General features: G+C 75.9%; 1 protein-coding gene. It reads right to left on the bottom strand.

The genetic code is table 11. The annotated features are described in order from the left end of the window. Positions 1 to 26: 26 nt before the first annotated feature. Entirely contained in the window at positions 27 to 22,646 is a 22,620-nt protein-coding gene (locus OG989_RS19900; RefSeq protein ID WP_442791959.1) for a type I polyketide synthase, read from the bottom strand. Positions 22,647 to 22,864 lie beyond the last annotated feature (218 nt).

The raw sequence follows: 22,864 nt of genomic DNA, 5'->3' as shown, positions 1-22,864 counted from the left end.
CATGAGCTCCGTACTGGGGACAACGGTCAGGAATCGGTTCCGTCAAGCGCCAGCCTGACGAGGGCGTCGGTGTCGAGGTCGTCGAGGTCCAGGTCCTCGTCGGTGGACTCGTCACCGTCGCCGCCGTCGGCGTCGGCGAGGTTGAGCAGCAGGTCCAGCAGCCCGGCCTCCCGCAGGCGGGTCAGCGGGATCGCCGCGAGCGCCTGCCGGACGGCCGCCTCCGCCGGGTCGCCGCCGTCCGCCTGTGCCCCCTCGGGCAGCAGGCCGTCGAGCAGGTTCTCGGCGAGCACGGCCGGGTTCGGGTAGTCGAAGACGAGGGTCGCTGGCAGCGACAGGCCGGTGGCCCCGGTCAACCGGTTGCGCAGCTCGACCGCCGTCAGCGAGTCGAACCCGAGCTCCTTGAAGGCGCGCTGCGGCTTGACCCGGTCCGTGCCCGAGTGGCCGAGCACGGCGGAGGCGTGGGTGCGGACGAGATCGACCAGGTGCCGGACCCGCTCGGGCCGGGGCAGCGTGAGCAGGTGCTCCCGCAGGGCGTCGACGGCCCCGCCGGGCTGCTGCTCCCCGGCCTGGGCGTGCAGCGCCTCGCGGGCCTCGGCGATGTCGTCGAGCAGCGGCCGGGGGCGGGCCGAGGCGTACGCCGGGGCGAAGACCGCCCAGTCGACGTCCACCACGGTCAGCGCCGCCCGGGGCAGGCCCACGGCGTACCGCATGGCGTGCACGGCCTCGGCCGGTGCCATGGCGGTCAGGCCGCGCCGGGCCAGCAGCTGCTGGGCCTCGCCGGTGGCCATGCCGCCGTCGGCCCACGGCCCCCAGGCCACGGACGTCGCCGGCAGGCCCCGCCCGCGACGCTGCTCCGCGAGCGCGTCCAGGAAGGCGTTCCCGGCGGCGTACGCGGACTGCCCGCCGCTGCCCCACACCCCGGCGATGGAGGCGAACAGCACGAAGGCGTCCAACGGCCGGTCGGCGAGCAGCGCGTCCAGGTGCACCGCGCCGGCGACCTTGCCGTCGAGCACCCCGGCGAACGCGGCCAGGTCGGTGTCGGCGATCAGGCCGGGCTCGCCGGCACCCGCCGCGTGGACCACGGCCGTCAACGGCGCGGGGTCCTCGTCCAGCCGGGCCAGCAGTGCCGCCACCTGGTCGCGGTCGGCCACGTCGCAGGCCACGACCGACGCCCGTACGCCCTGCGCGGTCAGCTCATCGCGCAGCTCCACCGCCCCGGGGGCACGCTCGCCCCGGCGGCTGGTCAGCACGACGTGCGCGGCGCCGTTGGCCGCCGCCCACCGGGCGACGTGGGCGCCCAGGGCGCCGGTGCCGCCGGTGACCAGCACCGTGCCGGACGGCCGCCACCGCTCCGCCGTGTCGGGGGCGGCGGGTGCCGCCCGGACCAGGCGGCGGACGAACACCCCGGAGGGGCGTACGGCCAGCTGGTCCTCGTCGCCGGCGCCGGTCACCACCCGCGCCAGCCGGTCCCACGCCGTCGCGTCGACCTGCTCGGGCAGGTCCACCAGTCCACCCCAGAGCTGGGGGTGTTCCAGGCCCGCCACGAGTCCCAGGCCCCACAGCCCGCTCTGGGCGACGCCGTGCACCGCGTCCCCGTCGCCGGTGCTGACCGCGCCCTGGGTCAGGCACCACAGCCGGGTCGTCGCCCCGGCGTCGTGCAGGGCCTGGAGCAGCAGCAGCGTGGCGGCCGTCCCGACCGGTACGGCCGGGTGGGCGGGGTGCGGCTGGTCGCGGAGGCCGAGCAGGGAGAGCACGCCGGTGACGGGCCCGTCGGCCAGCGCGTCGGCCAGCCGGCGGGCGAGTTCCGCCCGGTCGGTGCCGACCGGGTCGACGGTCAGCCGGACCACGTCGGCGCCGACCTCGGCGAGGGCCTTGGTGACCGCCTCCGCGCGGGTGCCGTCCGTCAGGTCGTCCTCCGCCGTCACGAGCAGCCACACGCCGGGCCGCGCCGGCTCGGCGGTGATGTCGGTCCGCTTCCATCCGACCCGGTACGACCAGGCGTCCACGACCGCCCGCCGCGTCCGCGCCCGGTGCCAGGTCGACAGGACCGGCAGGGCCGGGGTGAGGGCGTCCAGGGCGGCGCCGTCGTCGCCGAACTGCGTGGCGAGGGCGCTCAGGTCGCCCTGCTCGACGGCGGCCCAGAAGTCGGCGTCGACGCTGTCGGCCGTCCTCGTACGCGGCCGGCTCGCCGGCTCCGGCCAGTAGCGCTGGTGCTGGAAGGTGTACGTCGGCAGGTCGACCCGCCGCGGCCCGCTGTCGGTGAACCACTCCTGCCAGGTCACCGGCACGCCGTGCACGTGCAGTTCCGCCAGCGCGCCGAGCAGCGCCTGGGCCTGCGACCGGTCCCGACGCTGGGTGGCGACCGACAGGACGTCGTCGTCGTCCGGCAGGATGTCCGCCGCCATCGCGGTCAGCACGCTCTGCGGCCCGATCTCCAGGAACGTGTCCACCCCGGCGGCCCGCAGGGCGGTGACCCCGTCGGCGTAGCGGACGGCCTCGCGGACGTGGCGCACCCAGTAGTCGGCCGTACGGATCTCGTCGGCGTCGGCGAGCGCGCCGGTCACGTTCGACACGATCGGCAGCACCGGCGCGACGAACGTCAACCCGTCCAGGACCGTCCGGAACTCGGCGAGCATCGGCTCCATCAGCGGGCTGTGGAACGCGTGGCTGACGGCGAGCCGTCGGGTACGCGCGCCCCGGTCCCGCCAGTCGCGCTCGATCTCGTCGAGGGCCTCCACCGCGCCGGACACGACGATCGACGTCGGCCCGTTCACCGCCGCGACACCGACCTTGTCGGCCAGGCCGACGATCGACTCCGTCATCGCGTCCTCGGCGGCGGCCACGGCCAGCATCCCGCCGCCGGCCGGCAGCGCCTGCATCAACCGGCCCCGCGCGGCCACGAGGGCGCACGCGTCGGCCAGGGACAACACGCCCGCGACGTACGCGGCCGTCACCTCGCCGATCGAGTGGCCGGCGACCATGTCGGGCACGATGCCGAACGACTCCACCAGCCGGAACAGCGCCACCTCGACGGCGAACAGACCGGCCTGCGTGAAGACGGTCTGGTCCAGCAGTTCCGCCTCGGGGCTGCCCGCCTCGGCGAACAGCACCTCCCGCAGCGCACCCGGCAGCAACGGGTCGAGGTGTCCGCACACCTCGTCCAGGGCTGCCGCGAACACCGGGAACGCCTCGGACAGCTCCCGGCCCATGCCGGCGCGCTGCGCGCCCTGGCCCGAGAACACCAGCGCCAGCTGGCCCCGGGGCCCACCCGGGCCCGCGAAGACCCCGCCGGAGGGCTCACCCGCCGCCAGCGCCTCCAGGCCCGCCAGCAGCTCGTCGCGGCCCGTCCCGGCCACCACCGCGCGATGTTCCAGCACCGACCGGGACACCACGCTCGACCACGCCGCGTCCAGCGGGCGTACGCCGCCGTCGGCGGCCAGCCAGCTCGCCCAGCGGCCCGCCTGCGCGACCAGCGACGCGCCGTCGCGGGCCGACAGCAGCACCGGCACCAGCGGCGGTACGTTCCCGGCGACGATCTCGCCCTCGACCAGCTCGGCCGGCGGCTGCTCGATGATCACGTGCGCGTTCGTGCCGGAGATGCCGAACGACGACACCGCCGCCCGACGCGGCCGGTCCACAGCCGGCCACGGCGTCGCCTCGGTGGTGAGAGCGACCGCCCCGGCCGACCAGTCCACGTGCGGCGACGGCTCGTCCACGTGCAGCGTCGACGGCACCACACCGTGGCGCATCGCCATGACCATCTTGATCACACCGGCCACACCGGCAGCCGCCTGCGTGTGCCCGATGTTCGACTTCACCGACCCCAACAACAGCGGCCGATCCCCCGGACGCTCCTGCCCGTACGTCGCCAACAACGCCTGCGCCTCGATCGGGTCACCGAGGGTCGTGCCCGTGCCGTGCGCCTCCACGGCGTCCACGTCGGCGGTGGTCAACCGCGCGTTCGCCAGCGCCTGGCGGATCACCCGCTGCTGCGACGGGCCGTTCGGCGCGGTCAGCCCGTTCGACGCGCCGTCCTGGTTCACCGCCGTGCCCCGCACGACCGCGTAGATGCGCCGACCCTCCCGCTGGGCGTCGGAGAGGCGCTGCACCAGCAGCACGCCCACGCCCTCGGACCAGCCGGTGCCGTCGGCCGACGCCGCGAACGACCTGCACCGGCCGTCGGCCGACAGGCCACGCTGCCGGGAGAACTCGATGAACGTCCCTGGCGTGGCCATCACCGTCACACCGCCGGCCAGCGCCAGATCGCACTCGCCCGAGCGCAACGCCTGCACCGCCAGGTGCAGCGCCACGAGGCTCGACGAGCACGCCGTGTCGACGCTGACCGCCGGGCCCTCCAGCCCGAACGTGTACGCCACCCGACCCGACAGCACGCTGCCCGAGTTGCCGGTGCCGACGTAGCCCTCGACCTCGCCGGCCAGCTCCATGAGCCGGTTCGCGTAGTCGTGGTACATGACGCCGGCGAACACGCCCGTCCGGCTGCCCCGCAGCCGCGACGGGTCCAGCCCCGCCGACTCGAACGTCTCCCACGACGCCTCCAGCAGCAACCGCTGCTGCGGGTCCATGGCGAGGGCCTCGCGCGGCGAGATGCCGAAGAACGCGGGGTCGAACGCGCCGGCGTCGTACAGGAAACCGCCGTGCCGGGTGTACGACGTCCCGGGGTGGTCCGGATCGGGGTGGAAGAGCGTGTCGAGGTCCCAGCCGCGGTCGGCCGGGAACTCGCCGACGCCCTCCCCGCCGGTGCTGACCAGCTTCCACAGCTGGTCGGGTGACTGGACGCCGCCGGGGTAGCGGCAGGCCATGCCCACGATCGCGATCGGCTCGTCGGCGTCGCCGCCGGCCGGCTCGTCGGAGACGACGGCGGCGAGCCGTTCGCCGACCAGTTCCGCGTACACGTGGGCGGTCAGGGCCTGCGGGGTCGGGTAGTCGAACACCAGGGTCGAGGCCAGCCGCAGGCCGGTCGCGCCGTTGACCCGGTTGCGCAGCTCGACGGCGGTCAGCGAGTCGAAGCCCAGCTCCCGGAACGCCCGGTCCGCCGGCACCGCCTCGGCGCCGCCGTGCCCCAGCACCTGCGCGACGAGACCCCGCACCAGCTGGTCCACCTCGGTGAGGCCGTTCTCCTCACTGAGCCTGGCCAGCCGGTCGGCCCAGCCGTCACCGCCCTTGCCCGCCTGGCGGCGGGTGTTCGCCGTGCCGATGAGGACCCGCAGCATCGGCGGCACCATCCCGCCGGAGGCCGCCGCGCGCAGCGCGGGCACGTCGATCACGGCCGGCACCAGGGCCGGCCGGCCGGCGCCCAGGGCGGCGTCGAACAGCTCCAGACCGGTCCGGGCGTTCATGCCCCGCAGGCCGGCGCGCGCCGAGCGGGCCCGCTCGACGCCACCGATCGACGCGGCCATGCCGGCGGTGTCCCACATGCCCCACGCCAGGCTGACCGCGGGCAGGCCCGACTTGCGCCGCCACACCGCCAGCCCGTCCAGGAACGCGTTGGCCGCCGCGTACGCCGACTGCCCCGGCGAACCCAGCACCCCCGCCACCGACGAGAACACCACGAACACGTCCAGATCCGGCGCGAGGGACGCCGTCGCCTCGTGCAGGAACCACCCGGCCGACACCTTCGGCGCCAACACCCCGGCCAGCCGCTCCGCCGTCAGCCCCTCCACGACACCGTCGTCCAGGACACCGGCCGTGTGCACCACACCCGCCAGGCGACCCTCGGCGCCGATCTCCGCCACCAGGCCGAACACCTGGTCCCGGTCCGTCACGTCACAGGCGACGATCCGTACGTCGGCGCCCAGCGCGGTCAACCGCCCGGTCAGCTCGCCAGCACCCTCGGCCTCCGGGCCGCGCCGCGACACGAGCACCAGCGAGCGCACGCCGTGCACCGACACCAGGTGCTCCGCGACCAGCGCACCGAGCGCGCCCGTACCGCCGGTCACCAGCACCACGCCGTCACCGACGGCCGGCGCCTGCGCCGACGCCGGCACCACCGCACGGACCAGGCGCGGCACGAAGACCTCGCCGCCACGGACGGCCACCTGGCCGCCGGTCGGGTCCGCCGCATAGCGGGTCAGGGTGCCCAGCACGCCGGGGTTCACGCCACGGTCCACGTCGGCCAGGACGATGCGGCCCGGGTGCTCGGACTGCGCCGAACGCAGCAGACCCCACACCGCCGCGGCGGCCGGATCCGTCACCTGGTCCTCGTCGCCGACGGACACGGCGCGTCGGGTGGCCACCACCAGTTTCGAATCCGCCAGGACGTCCGCGGCCAGCCACGCCTGCACGAGGCCCAGCACGTCCGCCGTCATGGCCCGGGCCCGCTGCGCCGCGTCGACGTCGCCGGCGTCCGGCCCGGTCGGCGTGAACAGCAGTCGGCGCGGCGGCGCGGTGCCGGTGTCGATCGCGGCCAGCAGCTGCCTGATCGTCTCGGCGGAGGGACCGCCGGGAACGCCCGGCAGGGCCGGACCGCCCAGCACCGCCCAACCCGACACGTCGTCGACCGGTTCGGTCTCCTCCGCCTGCCAGACCACCTCGAACATCGACCGGGACGCCACACCCGCCGTGGCCGTGCCAGCCAGCTCACGCAGGACGAGGGAGTCCACCGACACCACCGGCGCGCCCACCTCGTCGCACGCCACCAGCCGCACGCCGGCGCCGCTGCGGGACAACCGGACCCGCAGCACCGTGGCACCCGAGGCGTGCACCTGCACGCCCTCGAACGCGAACGGAACCCGTGGCCCGCCCGGCTCCTCGCCCAGCAGCAGGGCGACCGGGTGCAGGGCCGCGTCCAGCAGCGCCGGGTGCACCCCGAACCTGTCGATGCCCGCCGCCGCGTCGTCCGGCAGGACCACCTCGGCGAACACCTCGCCGTCGCCCACCCACGCGCGTCGCAGACCCTGGAACACCGGCCCGTACGCCAGGCCGCGCGCGACAAGCGCCGGGTACCAGCCCGCCAGGTCGACCTCGGTCGCGCCGGCCGGCGGCCAGGTGCCCGTCCTCGGCTCGTCCGCCGTCGCCGGTTCCAGCACACCCTCGGCGTGCTGGAGCCAGCCCGCCTCGGGGTCGTCGTCGGGGCGCGAGTAGACGGCGACGGGACGCTGCGACGAGTCGCCCGCCGACACCCGGACCTGGATCCGCACGGCGCCCGCGTCGGGGAGCACCAGCGGCGTCAGCACCGCCAGGTCACGCAGCCGGGACACGCCCGCCTCGTCGCCCGCGCGCACGGCCAGTTCCACCAGCGCCGTGCCGGGGACCAGCGGCACGCCCGAGACCACGTGGTCGGCCAGCCAGGGGTGGGTGGTCAGCGACAGCCGGCCGGTCAGCACCACCTCGTCGTCGCCGGCGAGGTCGACCGCCGCGCCGAGCAGGCCGTGCCCCGCCACACCGAGGCCCGCGCCGCTGACGTCACCGGCCCGCAGCCGCCCCACCGCCGGCCAGAACCGCTGCCGCTGGAACGGGTACGTCGGCAGGTCCACCGGGCGGGTCGCGGTGCCCGGCAGGAGGTCGGTCCAGGTGACCGGCACGCCGTGCACGTGCAGCTCCGCCAGCGCGTTCATCAGCGACACCGGTTCCGGGCGGCCCGGGCGCAGGCTCGCCACGACGGCCGCCGGGAGGGTGTCGCCGTCGTCGGGCAGGCAGCCGCGCACCATGCCGGCGAGCACCGCGTCGGGGCCCAGTTCGAGGAAGACCCGGGCGTTGCGCGTACGCAGGCTGGCGACCCCGTCGGCGAACCGGACGGTCTCGCGCACGTGCCGGACCCAGTAGTCGGGGGTGCCGATCTCGTCGGGGTCGGCGACCTCGCCCGTCAGGTTCGACACGATCGGCAGGGCCGGCCAGTGGAACGTCAGGGTGTCGAGCACCTGCCGGAACTCGCGCAGCATCGGCTCCATCAGCGGGCTGTGGAAGGCGTGGCTGACGTTCAGCCGGCGGGTGCGTACGCCCCGGTCCTGCCAGGTCCGCTCCACCTCGTCGAGGGCCCCGAGCTCGCCGGAGACCACCACGGCGGTCGGGGCGTTCACCGCCGCGACGCCGATCCGGTCGGTGAGCCCGGCCAACGACTCCACGACGGCCTGCTCGTCGGTGCCGACCGCGAGCATCCCGCCGCCCTGCGGCAGGGCCTGCATGAGCCGGCCACGGGCCCCGACCAGCGCGCAGGCGTCGGCGAGGCTGAACAGCCCGGCGACGTGGGCGGCGGCCACCTCGCCGATCGAGTGCCCGGCCACCAGGTCCGCCCGGACGCCGAACGACTCGACCAGCCGGAACAGGGCCACCTCGACGGCGAACAGCCCGGCCTGGGTGAAGACGGTCTGGTCCAGCAGCTCCGCCTCCGGCGTGCCCGCCTCGGCGAACAGCACCTCGCGCAGCGGACGGGGCAGGTGCTGGTCCAGGTGCCCGCACACCTCGTCGAGGGCGGCGGCGAAGACCGGGTGGGCGTCGTACAGCTCGCGCCCCATGCCGGGGCGCTGGGCGCCCTGGCCGGAGAAGAGGATCGCGGTGCGCCCGCCGCGGGCCACGCCGTGGACGACGGCGGCCGAGGGCTGGTCGGCGGCCACCGCGTCGAGGGCGGTGAGCAGGTCCTCGCGGTCCCGGGCCAGCAGCACCACGCGGTGTTCGAAGGCTGTGCGGCGGGTGGCGAGCGCGTGGGCGACGTCGGCGAGCGTCAGGTCCGGTTCGTCGTCCAGCAGGCCCCGCAGCCGGCGTGCCTGCTCGCGCAGGGCGGCGTCGTCGCGGGCCGAGAGGACGCCCGCGACCAGGTCGACCGGGGACGTCGCGGGCGGCCCGGCGGGCGGCGGGACGAACTCCGGCGCCTGCTCGATGATCGTGTGCGCGTTGGTGCCGCTGATCCCGAACGACGACACCGCGGCCCGGCGCGGCCGGTCGACGGCCGGCCACGACCGGGTGCCGGTGAGCAGGGCCACCGAGCCGGCGGTCCAGTCGATGTGCGGCGACGGCTCGTCCGCGTGCAGGGTCGGCGGCAGCACACCGTGCCGCATCGCCAGCACCATCTTGATCACCCCGGCGACGCCCGCCGCCGCCTGGGCGTGACCGATGTTCGACTTGATCGAACCGAGCCACAGCGGCCGGTCCTGCGGCCGGTCCTGCCCGTACGTGGCCAGGAGGGCCTGCGCCTCGATGGGGTCGCCCAGCGCGGTGCCCGTGCCGTGCGCCTCGACGGCGTCGACGTCGCCCGGGGTCAGCCGGGCGTTCGCCAGCGCCTGCCGGATGACCCGCTGCTGGGCGGGGCCGTTCGGCGCGGTCAGGCCGCTGCTGGCGCCGTCCTGGTTCACCGCGCTGCCCCGCACGACGGCGAGGACGCGGTGGCCGTTGCGCTGCGCGTCGGAGAGGCGCTCCAGCAGGAGCATGCCGACGCCCTCGGCGAAGCCGGTGCCGTCGGCGCCCGCGCCGAAGGCCTTGCACCGCCCGTCGGGCGACAGGCCACGCTGCCGGGAGAACTCGGTGAGCATGCCGGGGGTGGACATCACGCTCACCCCGCCGGCGAGCGCGAGCCGGCACTCGTCCTGCCGCAGCGCCTGGGTGGCCAGGTGCAGGGCGACCAGCGACGATGAGCAGGCGGTGTCGACGGTGACCGCGGGGCCTTCGAGGCCGAACAGGTACGAGATGCGTCCCGAGGCGACGCTTCCCGCGCTGCCGTTGCCGACGTAGCCGTCCACCTCGTCGGTCGTTCCGGCGGCCTGGGAGGCGTAGTCGTGGTAGATGAGACCGACGTAGACGCCGGTGCTGCTGCCCCGCGCCGAGTGCGGGTCGATCCCCGCCCGTTCGAAGGCCTCCCAGGACGTCTCCAGCAGCAACCGCTGCTGCGGGTCCATGGCCAGCGCCTCCCGGGGCGAGATCCCGAAGAAGGCGGCGTCGAACTGGGCGGCGTCGTGCAGGAAGCCGCCCTGGCGGGGTACGGACGTGTCGTCCCCGCCGCTGGCCCTCAGGTCGTCCAGGTCCCAGCCCCGGTCGGTGGGGAACGGCGAGATGACGTCGGCGCCGGCGGTGACCACCTGCCAGAGCTGCTCGGGGGTCTGCACCTCGCCGGGGAAGCGGCAGGCCATGCCGATGATGGCGATCGGCTCGTCGAGCGCGGCGGCCGTACCGACCGCGGCCGGGCGGGCGGCGTCCGAACCGCCGCCCAGTTCCCGGTCGAGGAAGTCGGCGAGCACCGCGGGGGCCGGGTGGTCGAACGCCACGGTCGCGGGCAGCCGCAGCCCGGTCGCGGCGGAGAGCCGGTTGCGCAGTTCGACGGAGGTGAGCGAGTCGAAGCCCAACTCCTTGAAGGCGCGGTGAGGGTCGACGTTCTCCGCGGAGCGGTGCCCGAGCACGCTGGCGACGTTCGCGGCCACCAGGTCGAGCAGGTGGTTGCGCCGCTCGGCCGGGCTGAGCATCGCCAGGCGGTCCCGCACCGACGCGGTGTCGGCCGTGCCCCGACCCACCGCGCGGCGGGCCGGAGCGGAGGTGCGGACCAGGTCACGCAGCAGGCTGGGCACGGTGCCGCCGGCCGGGCGCGCGCTTGCCGGCGGCAGGTTCATGAGTACGAGGTGGGCGCTGCCGCGCTGCCGTGCCGCCTCGAAGAGCGCGACGCCCTGCTGGTCGGTCAGCGGGGCGCTGGTGGCGCGGATCGCCTTGCGGTGGTCGTTGCCGTGCAGGTGCGCGGTCATCGCGCTGCTGGTGGCCCACAGTCCCCAGGCGAGGCTGGTGGCGGGCAGCCCCTGCTGCCGGCGGTGCTGCGCGAGGGCGTCGAGGAACGCGTTCGCCGCCGCGTAGTTACCCTGCCCCGGCGAGCCGAGGGTGGCCGCCACCGACGAGAACAGCACGAACGCCGACAGGTCCAGGTGCGCGGTCGCCTCGTGCAACGCCCAGCCGGCGTCCACCTTCGGCGCCAGCACCGTACGCAGGGCGGACTCGTCCAACGAACCGATGGTCGCGTCGGCGATCACGCCGGCGGTGTGCACCACCGCAGTCAGCGGGTGCGCCGGGTCCACCAGTTCCAGCAGCCGGGTCACCTGCCGGGGGTCGGTCACGTCGGCGGTGCCGGCGGTGACCCGGGCACCGGCCCGGGTGAGCTCCTCGACCAGGTCCTGGTACTGCTCGGGGCCACGGCGCGAGGCCAGCAGCAGGTGCCGCGCCTGACCGGTGGCGACCAGGTGCCGGGCGAACACCCGGGCGAGGGCGCCTCCCGCGCCGGTGAGCAGCACGGTGCCGTCGGGGTCGGCGGGCGCGGGCACCCGCAGGACGACCTTGCCGATGTGGCGGGCCTGGCTGATGTGCCGCAGCGCCTGCCGGGCCTGACGCACGTCCCACGCCCGTACGGGCAGCGGACGCAGCGCGCCCTGCGCGAACAGGTCGAGAATCTCGGTCAGCATCTCGCCGATCCGCGGGTGTCCGGCCTCGTTGAGGTCGAACGCGCGGTAGCTGACGCCGGGGTGGTCGGTGGCGACCGTCTCCGGGTCGCGCACGTCGGCCTTGCCCATCTCCACGAACCGGCCACCGCGCGGCAGCAGCCGCAACGACGCGTCGACGAACTCACCGGCCAACGCGTCGAGCACCACGTCCACCCCGGCACCACCGCTGGCCGCGCCGAAGACCTGCTCGAACTCCGTGGTCCGCGACGACGCGATCCGCTCCCCGGCCACCCCGAGGCCACGCAGCACGCCCCACTTGCCGGGGCTGGCGGTGGCGTACACCGTCGCGCCCCAGTGCCGGGCCAGCTGGATGGCGGCCATGCCGACGCCACCGGCGCCGTTGTGGATCAGCACCGACTCGCCGGACCGCAGCCCGGCCAGGTCGCGCAGCGCGTAGTACGCGGTCAGGAACACCACCGGCACCGACGCGGCCTGCGTGAAGGACCAGCCGTCGGGGATCTTCGCGACGAGGTCGCGGGCGGCGACCACCTCGGGGGCGAAGGCCGGCTCGAACATGCCGAGCACCCGGTCGCCGGGCGCCAGGTCGGTCACGCCGGGGCCGACCTCGACCACGACGCCCGCACCCTCGCTGCCCATCACGGCCGCCGGATCCGGATACATGCCCAGGCCGATCAGCACGTCGCGGAAGTTCACGCCGGCCGCGCGCACGGCGACGCGCACCTGGCCTGCGTCCAGGGCGACGGGCGTGGCGGGCACCATGCCGATCCCGTCGAGGGTGCCGGGGCTCACCGCGCCGACCTGCCACAGCCCGGCCGGCGCGACGAGTTCCTCGGCGGCCGGACCAACGGGCCGGCCCAGGCGCGGGGTGCGCACCTCGTCGCCGCGTACGGCCACCTGGCCGCCGGTGGCCGACGGGTCATCGGCCACCGCGGCCAGCACCGCGAGGGTCGCCGGGGTGAGCGCGCCGTCGACGTCGGCGAGGACGATCCGTCCCGGGTGCTCCGACTGCGCCGAGCGCAGCAGGCCCCAGACCGTCGCGCCGGCCAGGTCCCGCAGCGCGTCGGCCGGTGCGGCGAGCACCGCGCCGCGGGTCAGGACCACCAGCTTCGTGTCGGCCAGGGCCTCGGCGGCCAGCCAGGACCGCAGCACGTCCAGCACCTGGGCGGTGACCGTGCCCACCAGGTCGGGCAGTCCGGCGTCCGGCGTGTCCGCTCGGACCGGAAGCAGCAGCGCGCGGGGCGCCTCGACCACGCCGCCGGAGATCGCCGTGACCAGGTCGTCGACGGTCGGGAACGCCGGCGTGGACAGGTCCGCCGGCACCTCGGTGTCGCCGAGCAGCATCCAGCCGGTGACGTCGCGCGCCGGCGTGACCCGCTCGGGCTGCCACGTCACCTCGAACAGGGCCCGCTCGGTGGGGTCCTGGCCGGCGGACGCGGTCATCTCCCGCAACGCGAGCGCGTCCACCGACACCACGGGCGCGCCCGACTCGTCGCCGGCCACCAGCCGCACGCGGGAACCCGTCCGGGTCAACCGCACCCGCAGCACCCGGGCGCCGGAGGCGTGCACCTGCACGCCCTCGAAGGCGAAGGGCACCCGCGGCCCGCCGGAGCGGTCCGCCAGCAGCAGCCCCACGGGGTGCAGCGCGGCGTCCAGCAGCGCCGGGTGCACGGCGAACCGGTCGGTGTCGGCGGTCGCCTCGTCCGGCAACGCGACCTCGGCGTACGCGTGGTCGCCGGCGGCCCACAGCCGGCGCAGCCCCTGGAACGACGGGCCGTAGGTCAGGCCCCGCTCCGCCAGCGCCGGATACCAGCCGGCGAGGTCCACCTCGGGCACCCCGGCGGGCGGCCAGGCGCCCACCTCCGGCTCGTCGGCGGCAGGCTCCAGCACACCGTCGGCGTGCCGCGTCCAGTCGGCCTCCGGGTCGCCGTCGGGCTGCGAGTGGACCGCCACCGACCGGACGCCGGAGCTGTCGGCCGCGCCGACGCGTACCTGCACGCGGACGGCGCCGGAGGCGGGCAGCACCAGCGGCGCCGCCACCGTAAGCTCGCGTACCCGCGACGCGCCCACCTCGTCGCCGGCGCGCACCACCAGCTCCACCAGCGCGGTGCCCGGCGCCAGCACCGCACCGCCGACCACGTGGTCGGCCAGCCACGGGTGCGTCGACACCGACAGCCGGCCGGTCAGCACGACCTCGTCGTCACCGGCGAGGCGTACCGCCGCGCCGAGCAGCGGATGTCCCGCCGCCCCGAGGCCCGCGCCGGACACGTCGCCGCCGGCGGAGTGGTCCACCGCCGGCCAGAACCGCTCCCGCTGGAAGGCGTACGTCGGCAGGTCGACGCCGGTGGCGCCGGAGCCGGCGAACACCGCCGCCCAGTCGACGGGCACCCCGGCGACGTGCAGGTCACCGAGGCCGGTCAGGAGCTGGTGCGGCCCGTTCTCGTCGCGGCGCAGTGAACCGACCACGACGCCCGCGTCGACGGCGCCGGTGGCCTTCTCCAGCGCGTCCTGGACCACCACCTTCAGCACGGGGTGCGGGCTGACCTCGACGAAGACCCGGAAGCCCTGGTCGATCAGCTGGTCCAGCACCGGCGCGAGCCGGACCGGTTCCCGCAGGTTGCGGTACCAGTAGCCCGCGTCGAGCTCCGCGGTGTCGATCGGCTCGCCGGTGACCGTCGAGTGGAAGGCCACCCCGGTCGAACGGGAGTCGACCGTGCCGAGCGCGGCCACCAGGTCGTCGCGTACGGCGTCGACGTGGTCGCAGTGTGAAGCGTAGTCGACGGCGATCGCGCGGGCCCGGATGTCCCGCTCGGCGCAGTGCGCGAGCAGTTCGGCGACCGACGCCGCGTCACCGGAGACCACGGTCGCGGCGGCGCCGTTGAGGGCGGCCACCGAGAGGGTGCCCGGCCACTGCGCGATGAGCTGCTCGGTGTCGGCGGCCGGCAGCGGGACGGAGACCATGCCGCCCCGGCCCGAGATGGCCAGCAGGCCACGGCTGCGGGCCACGACGAGCCGTACCGCGTCGGCGAGGGTCAGCGCGCCGGCCGCGCAGGCCGCGGCGATCTCACCCTGCGAGTGCCCGACGACGGCGGCCGGCACGACGCCGCACGAGCGCCAGAGCTGGGCGAGGGACACCATGACGGAGAAGAGCACCGGCTGGACCACGTCCACCCGGTCCAGGGGCGGCGCACCGGGCGCCTCCCGGAGCACGTCGGTGAGGGACCAGTCCACCAGTCGGGACAGCTCCTCGGCGCACTCCCCCATCCGCTGCCGGAAGACCGGCGAGGTCTCCAGCAGGTCCAGGGCCATCCCCTTCCACTGGGAGCCCTGGCCGGGGAAGACGAAGACGACCTTCGACGCCGTGTCCGCGCCGACCGGCGTGCCGTCGGCGGAGGCGAGGGCGGCCAGGCGGGCGGCCGCGTCGTCCCGGTCGGCGGCCACGACGACCGCCCGGTACGGGTGGTGCGCCCGCTGCGCGGCCAGGGAGAACCCGAGGTGCCGCAGGTCCAGGTCGGCGTCGCCGGCCAGCCGTTCGCCGATCCGGGCGGCCTGCGCCCCGAGCGCGCGGGGGCTGCGGCCGGAGACCAGCAGGGGTACGGCGGCGGGGCCGACCAGGCCGGGGAGGTCCCCCGCCAGCGGGGTCGTCGCCGGGGCCGGCTCGTCGGGCGCCTGCTCGATGATGGTGTGCGCGTTGGTGCCGCTGATGCCGAACGACGACACGGCGGCCCGGCGCGGCCGCTGCACCGCCGGCCACGGACGGGCCTCGGTGAGCAGGGCGACCGCCCCGGCGCTCCAGTCGACGTGGGGCGACGGCTCGTCCACGTGCAGGGTGGGCGGCAGCACGCCGTGCCGCATCGCCAGCACCATCTTGATCACGCCGGCCACCCCGGCCGCGGCCTGGGAGTGGCCGATGTTCGACTTGATCGAGCCGAGCCAGAGCGGCTCGGCGTCGGCGCGGTCCTGCCCGTAGGTGGCCAGCACCGCCTGCGCCTCGATCGGGTCGCCGAGGACGGTGCCGGTGCCGTGCGCCTCGACGGCGTCCACGTCGGCCGGGTTCAGCCGCGCGTTCTCCAGGGCCTGTCGGATCACCCGCTGCTGCGACGGGCCGTTCGGGGCGGTCAGCCCGTTGGACGCGCCGTCCTGGTTGATCGCGGAGCCGCGCAGTACGGCGAGCACCCGGTGCCCGTTGCGCCGGGCGTCGGAGAGGCGCTCCACGAGCAGCATGCCCACGCCCTCGGACCAGCCGGTGCCGTCGGCCCCGGCGGCGAACGCCTTGCACCGCCCGTCCGGGGCGAGGCCGCCCTGCCGGGAGAACTCGGAGAACATGCCGGGCTGCGCCATCAGCGCCACGCCGCCGGCCAGGGCCATGTCGCACTCGCCGCCGCGCAGCGCCTGGGCGGCGAGGTGCAACGCCACCAGCGACGAGGAGCAGGCGGTGTCGACGGTGACCGCCGGGCCTTCGAGGCCGAACATGTAGGCGACCCGCCCGGAGGCGACGCTGCCGGCCGTCCCGGTGAGCAGGTGCCCCTCGAGGCCGTCCAGGTCGTCACGTCCGCTGGTGGCGTAGCCGGAGGAGGCGGCCCCGATGAAGACACCGGTGGCGGTGCCGCCGAGGGCGGCGGGGTCGATGCGGGCGTACTCGAAGCTCTCCCAGGCGGTCTCCAGCAGCAGCCGCTGCTGCGGGTCCATGGCGAGGGCCTCGCGGGGGCTGATGTTGAAGAAGCCGGCGTCGAAGTCGGCCGCGTCGTAGAGGAAGCCGCCCTGGTCGGTGACGGTGCCGCCGGCCTGGTCGCCGTCGGTGCCGTACAGCCGGTCGAGGTCCCAGCCGCGGTCGGTGGGGAAGCCGCCGATGGCGTCGGACCCGGAGGTGACGAGCTGCCACAGCTGCTCGGGGGTGGCGACGCCGCCCGGGTAGCGGCAGGCCATGCCGATGATGGCGATCGGCTCGTCGGCGTCGGCGGTGACGACGGTACGGACGGTGGTTCCGGCGCCGGTGGCCCGGCCGAGCTGCGCGAACAGGTGGTCGGCGAGCCGGGCCGGGGTGGGGTGGTCGAAGGCCAGCGTGGCGGTCAGCCGCAGCCCGGTGGCGGCGCCCAGCCGGTTGCGCAGCTCCACCGAGGTCAGCGAGTCGAAGCCCAGGTCCTTGAAGGCTCGGGCGGCGGGGACCGCCTGTGCCGAGGCGTGCCCCAGCACCGTGGCGGCCTGGCCGCAGACGAGGTCGACAAGCGCCTGGCGGGCGTCCGCCTCGGACAGGCCGTCGAGCCGCTCCCGCCACGACGCCCCGGCGCTCGGCCGGTCGGTGGCGGCGCGGCGTCGGCCGCCGCCGCGCAGCAGGTGCCGCATCAGCGGCGGTACGTGGCTCGCCTCGCCGGTGACGTGGAGGCGGGCCGCGACGACGACCGGTTGCACCGCCGGCAGGGCGGCGTCGAAGAGTTCGGCGCCCTCGGCCGGGGAGAGCCGGCTCATCCCGACCCGCCGCAGCCGCTGCTGGTCGTCGCCGTCGAGGTGCGCGGTCATCGTGCTGTCGGTGGCCCACATGCCCCAGGCGAGGCTGGTGGCGGGCAGGCCCTGCTGGCGGCGGTGCTGCGCGAGGGCGTCGAGGAACGCGTTCGCCGCCGCGTAGTTGCCCTGCCCCGGGGAACCGAGGGTGGCCGCCACCGACGAGAACAGCACGAACGCCGACAGGTCCAGGTGCGCGGTCGCCTCGTGCAACGCCCAGCCGGCGTCCACCTTCGGCGCCAGCACCGTACGCAGGGCGGACTCGTCCAACGAACCGATGGTCGCGTCGGCGATCACGCCGGCGGTGTGCACCACCGCGGTCAGCGGGTGCGCCGGGTCGATCCCGGCGATCAGCTCGGTGACCTGCGCGGGGTCGCTGACGTCGACGGCCACGGCGGTGACGTCGGCGCCCGCGTCGGTCAGCTCCCGGACCAGGGTGGCGTACCCGTCGTCCCGGCCGGGTGCGCGGCGGGAGGCCAGCAGCAGGCGGCGGGCCTGGCCGGTGGCGACGAGGTGCCGCGCGAGTACGCCGGCCAGGGTCCCGGCCGCGCCGGTGAGCAGCACGGTGCCGTCGGGGTCCACGGGCGCGGGGATGCGCAGCACGACCTTGCCGACGTGGCGGGCCTGGCTGACGTGCCGCAGCGCCTGCCGGGCCTGACGCACGTCCCACGCCCGTACGGGTAGCGGACGCAGCGCGCCCTGCGCGAAGAGGTCGAGGATCTCGGTGAGCATCTCGCCGATGCGGGTGCTGCCCGCCTCGTTGAGGTCGAACGCGCGGTACGTCACGCCCGGGTGGTCGGCGGCGACCGTCTCCGGGTCGCGCACGTCGGCCTTGCCCATCTCCACGAACCGGCCACCGCGCGGCAGCAGCCGCAGCGACGCGTCGACGAACTCACCGGCCAACGCGTCGAGCACCACGTCCACCCCGGCGCCGCCCGTGGCCGCGCCGAAGACCTGCTCGAACTCCGTGGTCCGCGACGACGCGATCCGCTCCCCCGCCACCCCGAGTCCCCGCAGCACACCCCACTTGCCGGGGCTGGCGGTGGCGTGGACGGTGGCGCCGAGGTGGTGGGCGAGCTGGATGGCGGCCATGCCGACGCCACCGGCGCCGTTGTGGATCAGCACCGACTCGCCGGACCGCAGCCCGGCCAGGTCGCGCAGCGCGTAGTACGCGGTCAGGAAGACCAGGGGGACGGACGCCGCCTGGGTGAAGGACCAGCCGGCGGGCATCTTGGCGATGCGCTGGCGGTGGGCGACCGCCTGCGGGCTGAACCCGAGTTCGAACATGCCCATCACCCGGTCGCCGGGCGCCAGGTCGGTCACGCCGGGGCCGACCTCGACCACGACGCCCGCACCCTCGCTGCCCATCACGGCCGCCGGATCCGGATACATCCCCAGGCCGATCAGCACGTCCCGGAAGTTCACGCCGGCCGCGCGCACGGCGACGCGCACCTGGCCCGCGTCCAGCTCCACGGGCGTGGCCCGGACCGGCCCGATCCCGTCCAGGGTGCCGGGAGTGACGGGGGCGAGGTGCCACGGTCCGGACGGCGGGGTCAGCTCGTCGCCCACGGGCCGCGCCAGCCTCGGCACGAGGGTGCGCTCGCCGCGCACCGCGAGTTGGCCGCCGGAGACCGACGGGTCGACGGCGGCGCCGGCCAGCACGGCGAGGGTCGCGGGGGTCAACTCGCCCTCGACGTCGGCGAGGACGATCCGCCCCGGGTGCTCCGACTGCGCCGAGCGCAGCAGGCCCCAGACGGCGGCGGCGGCCAGGTCGGTGACCTGGTCGTCGTCCCCGGCGGCCACCGCGCCCCGGGTCACCACCACGAGCTTCGTGTCCGCCAGCGGCTCGGCGGCGAGCCAGGACCGCAGCACGTCCAGCACACCGCCGGTGACCGTCCGCACGGCCTCCGGCACGGCGACGCCGGGTTCGCCGGCGGGCACCGTCAGCAGCACCTGCCGGGCGGTGGCCCCGCCCGCCGCCAGGGCCGCCACGTCCGCGTAGACCGGCACCTCCGGCAGCGCGTCCGATGCCGGCCGGCCCAGCGCCGCCCACCCCGGAAGGTCGTCGACGCCGTCGATCTGCTCGGCCTGCCAGGACACCTCGTACAGCGACCGGGCGGCGCCGCTCCGGGTCGCCGTCGCGGTCATCTCCCGCAGCACCAGGGAGTCCACCGACACCACCGGCGCGCCCGAGCCGTCGCAGGCGACCAGCCGCACCCCGGAGCCGTCCCGGGTCAGCCGCACCCGCAGCGTCCTGGCGCCCGAGGCGTGCACCTGCACGCCCTCGAACGCGAACGGCACGCGGGGCCCGCCCGCCGGCTCCGCCGCCAGCAGCAGGGCCACCGGGTGCAGGGCGGCGTCCAGCAGCGCCGGGTGCACCCCGAACGCGCTCGCGTCACCGGCCGCGCCGTCCGGCAACGCCACCTCGGCGTACGCCGCACCGTCGGCCGTCCAGGCCCGCCGCACGCCCTGGAACACCGGCCCGTACGACAGGCCGTGCTCCGCCAGCGCCGGATACCACCCGGTCAGGTCCACCTCGGTCGCGCCCGCCGGCGGCCACGCGCCGACGCCCGGCTCGTCGGCCGACACCGGTTCGAGCACACCGTCGGCGTGCCGCGTCCACTCGGAGTCGTCGTCGTCCTCCGGCTGGGAGTACACGGACACCGACCGGACTGCGGAATCGTCGGCCGCGCCGACGCGCACCTGCACGCGTACCGCCCCGGACTCCGGCAGCACCAGCGGCGCCGCCACGGTCAGCTCCCGTACGCGCGACGCGCCCACCTCGTCGCCGGCGCGCACCGCCAGCTCGACCAGGGCGGTGCCCGGCACCACCACGGCACCGCCGACCACGTGGTCCGCCAGCCACGGGTGCGTCGACGCCGACAGCCGGCCGGTCAGCACCACCTCGTCGTCACCGGCGAGGCGCACCGCGGCGCCGAGCAGCGGGTGCCCCGCCACGCCCAGGCCGGCACCCGACACGTCGCCGACGCGCCACGGCACCACCTCGGGCCAGAACCGCTCCCGCTGGAAGGCGTACGTGGGCAGCTCCACCCGCCGCGCCCCGGTGTCGGCGAACCACTCCTGCCAGGCGACCGGGACGCCGTGCACGTGCAGCTCGGCCAGCGCCGCCAGCAGCGCCTGCGCCTGCGGCCGGTCCCGGCGCTGGGCGGCGACGGTCAGCACGTCGTCGTCGGGCAGGGCGTCCGCCGTCATCGCGGTCAGCACGCTCTGCGGGCCGACCTCCAGGAACGTGTCCACCCCCGCGTCCCGCAGGGCCCCGATCCCGTCGGCGTAGCGCACCGCCTCACGCACGTGCCGTACCCAGTAGTCGGCGGTGCGGATCTCGTCGGCGTCGGCGAGCGCCCCGGTCAGGTTCGACACGATCGGCAGCGCGGGCGCGGCGAAGTCCAGCCGCTCGACGATGCCGCGGAAGCGCTCCAGCACCGGCTCCATCAGCGGGCTGTGGAACGCGTGGCTGACGGTCAACCGGCGCGTACGCACACCCCGGTCCCGCCAGGCCCGCTCCACCTCGTCCAGCGCGTCGACGGCGCCGGAGACCACGACCGAGGTCGGGCCGTTCACCGCCGCCACGCCGACCCGGTCGGTCAGCCCGGCGATCGACTCGACCACCGCCGCCTCGTCGGCGGCCACGGCGAGCATGCCGCCGCCCCCGGGCAGCGCCTGCATCAACCGGCCCCGCGCCGCCACCAGCAGGCAGGCGTCCTGGAGGGACAGCACCCCGGCCACGTGCGCCGCGGCGACCTCGCCGATCGAGTGCCCGCCCACGAAGTCCGGCACCACGCCGAACGACTCCACCAGGCGGAACAGCGCCACCTCGACCGCGAAGAGCCCGGCCTGGGTGAACGCGGTCTGGTCCAGCAGCTCCGCCTCGGCGGAACCCTCGGCTGCGAACAGCACCTCCTTCAGCGGGCGCGGCAGCACCCGGTCCAGGTGCCCGCACGCCTCGTCCAGCGCGGCGGCGAAGACGGGGAATTCGGCGTACAGCTCCCGGCCCATGCCGGCGCGCTGCGCGCCCTGGCCGGAGAAGAGCACCGCCAGCGGACCCCGGTCCCCGGCCTGGCCCGTGACCACCGTGCCCGACGGCGCTCCCGCCGTCAGGGACTCCAGGCCCGCCAGCAGGCCCGCACGGTCCTCGGCGAGCACCACCGCACGCCGGTCGAGCGTCGAGCGCGACACCACCGACGACCAGGCCACGTCGAGCGGGCGCGGCTCCTCGTCGTCGCCCAGCCAACGGGCCAGCCGGCCGGCCTGCGCGGACAGCGCGACCGGCTGCGCGGCGGAGAGCAGCACCGGCGCGACGACGGGACGGCGCGACGGCGTGGCCTCGTCGGCAGCCGGGTCGGGCGCCGGGGCCTGCTCCAGGATCAGGTGGGCGTTCGTGCCGCTCATGCCGAAGGACGACACGGCGGCCCGGCGGACGTGGTCGCCGCCCGCCCAGGGGCGCGCCTCGTCCAGCAGGGACACGGCCCCCGTCGACCAGTCGACGTGCGGGGACGGCCGGTCCACGTGCAGGGTGGGCGGCAGCACGCCGTGCCGCATCGCCATCACCATCTTGATGACGCCGCCGGCGCCGGCCGCGGCCTGCGGGTGGCCGATGTTCGACTTCAGCGACCCCAGCCACAGCGGCCGGTCGGCGGACCGTCCCTGCCCGTACGTGGCAAGCAGCGCCTGTGCCTCGATCGGGTCGCCCAGCCGGGTGCCCGTGCCGTGCGCCTCGACCACGTCCACGTCGGACGGGCTGAGCCGGGCGTTCTCCAGCGCCTGCCGGATGACCCGCTGCTGGGAGGGACCGTTGGGGGCCGTCAGGCCGCTACTGGCGCCGTCCTGGTTCACGGCGCTGCCCCGGATCACCGCCAGGACGGGGTGACCGTTGCGCCGGGCGTCGGAGAGCTTCTCGACGAGCAGCATGGCGACGCCCTCGGACCAGCCGGTCCCGTCGGCGTCGGCGGAGAAGGCCTTGCACCGGCCGTCGGAGGCGAGCCCCCGCTGGCGGGAGAACTCGACGAAGGCGCCGGGCGTGGCGAGCACGGTGACGCCGCCGGCCACGGCGAGGGAGCACTCGCCGTCGCGCAGGGCCTGACCGGCGAGGTGCAGGGCGACCAGCGACGAGGAGCAGGCGGTGTCGATCGTGACGGCCGGGCCCTCCAGCCCGAAGGAGTACGCCAGCCGGCCGGACATGACGCTCGCGGCCGTGCCGGTGAGGACGTAGCCCTCCGTGCCCTCGGGCAGTTGCCGCAGCACCGACGTGTAGTCCTGCCCGGCGGTGCCGACGAACACCCCGGTACGGCTGCCCCGCACCGACGCGGCGTCGATGCCGGCCCGCTCGAAGACCTCCCAGGTCACCTCGAGCAGGAGCCGCTGCTGCGGGTCCATGGCCAGCGCCTCGCGCGGCGAGATGCCGAACAGGGTCGGATCGAACAGGCCGGCGTCGCGCAGGAAGCCGCCCCGGTTGCTGTAGGTGGTGCCGGGGTGGTCCGGGTCGGGGTCGTAGAGCCCGTCGAGGTCCCAGCCCCGGTCGTCGGGGAACGTGCCGGTGGCGTCCACCCCGCCCGCGACCAGCTCCCAGAGGTCCTCCGGCGAGGCGACCCCGCCGGGGAACCGGCAGGCCATGCCGACGATCGCGATCGGCTCGGCGTCCTCGTTCTCCAGCTCGGTCAGGCGCCGGCGCGCCAGGCGGAGCTCGGAGGTCACCCACTTCAGGTGTTCGAGGAGCTTGTCTTCGTCCGCCATGACCCACCCGCCCAGAGCTTGCTATCGATCGGAATCTGCCGATTCGTTGACCACACCACCGCCGACGGACCGGCTTCGTGCACAGGTGGGTGGAGACATGGCCGTTCGGCCAACGATCCCGACACCTGCTCCTGATTCCGGTTGTCGTGCCTGCTCAGGCGCCCGCCACGCCGGGCCGTCCCGCCGACACATGCCCGCCACCGTGACTGGACGGTACTGAGCGCCCATCACGC

Source organism: Micromonospora sp. NBC_01740, assembly GCF_035920365.1.
In the GTDB taxonomy this organism is placed as follows: domain Bacteria; phylum Actinomycetota; class Actinomycetes; order Mycobacteriales; family Micromonosporaceae; genus Micromonospora; species Micromonospora reichwaldensis.
The sequence above is the reverse complement of the archived record's forward strand: the minus strand, read 5'-3'. Positions and strand labels throughout refer to the sequence as shown.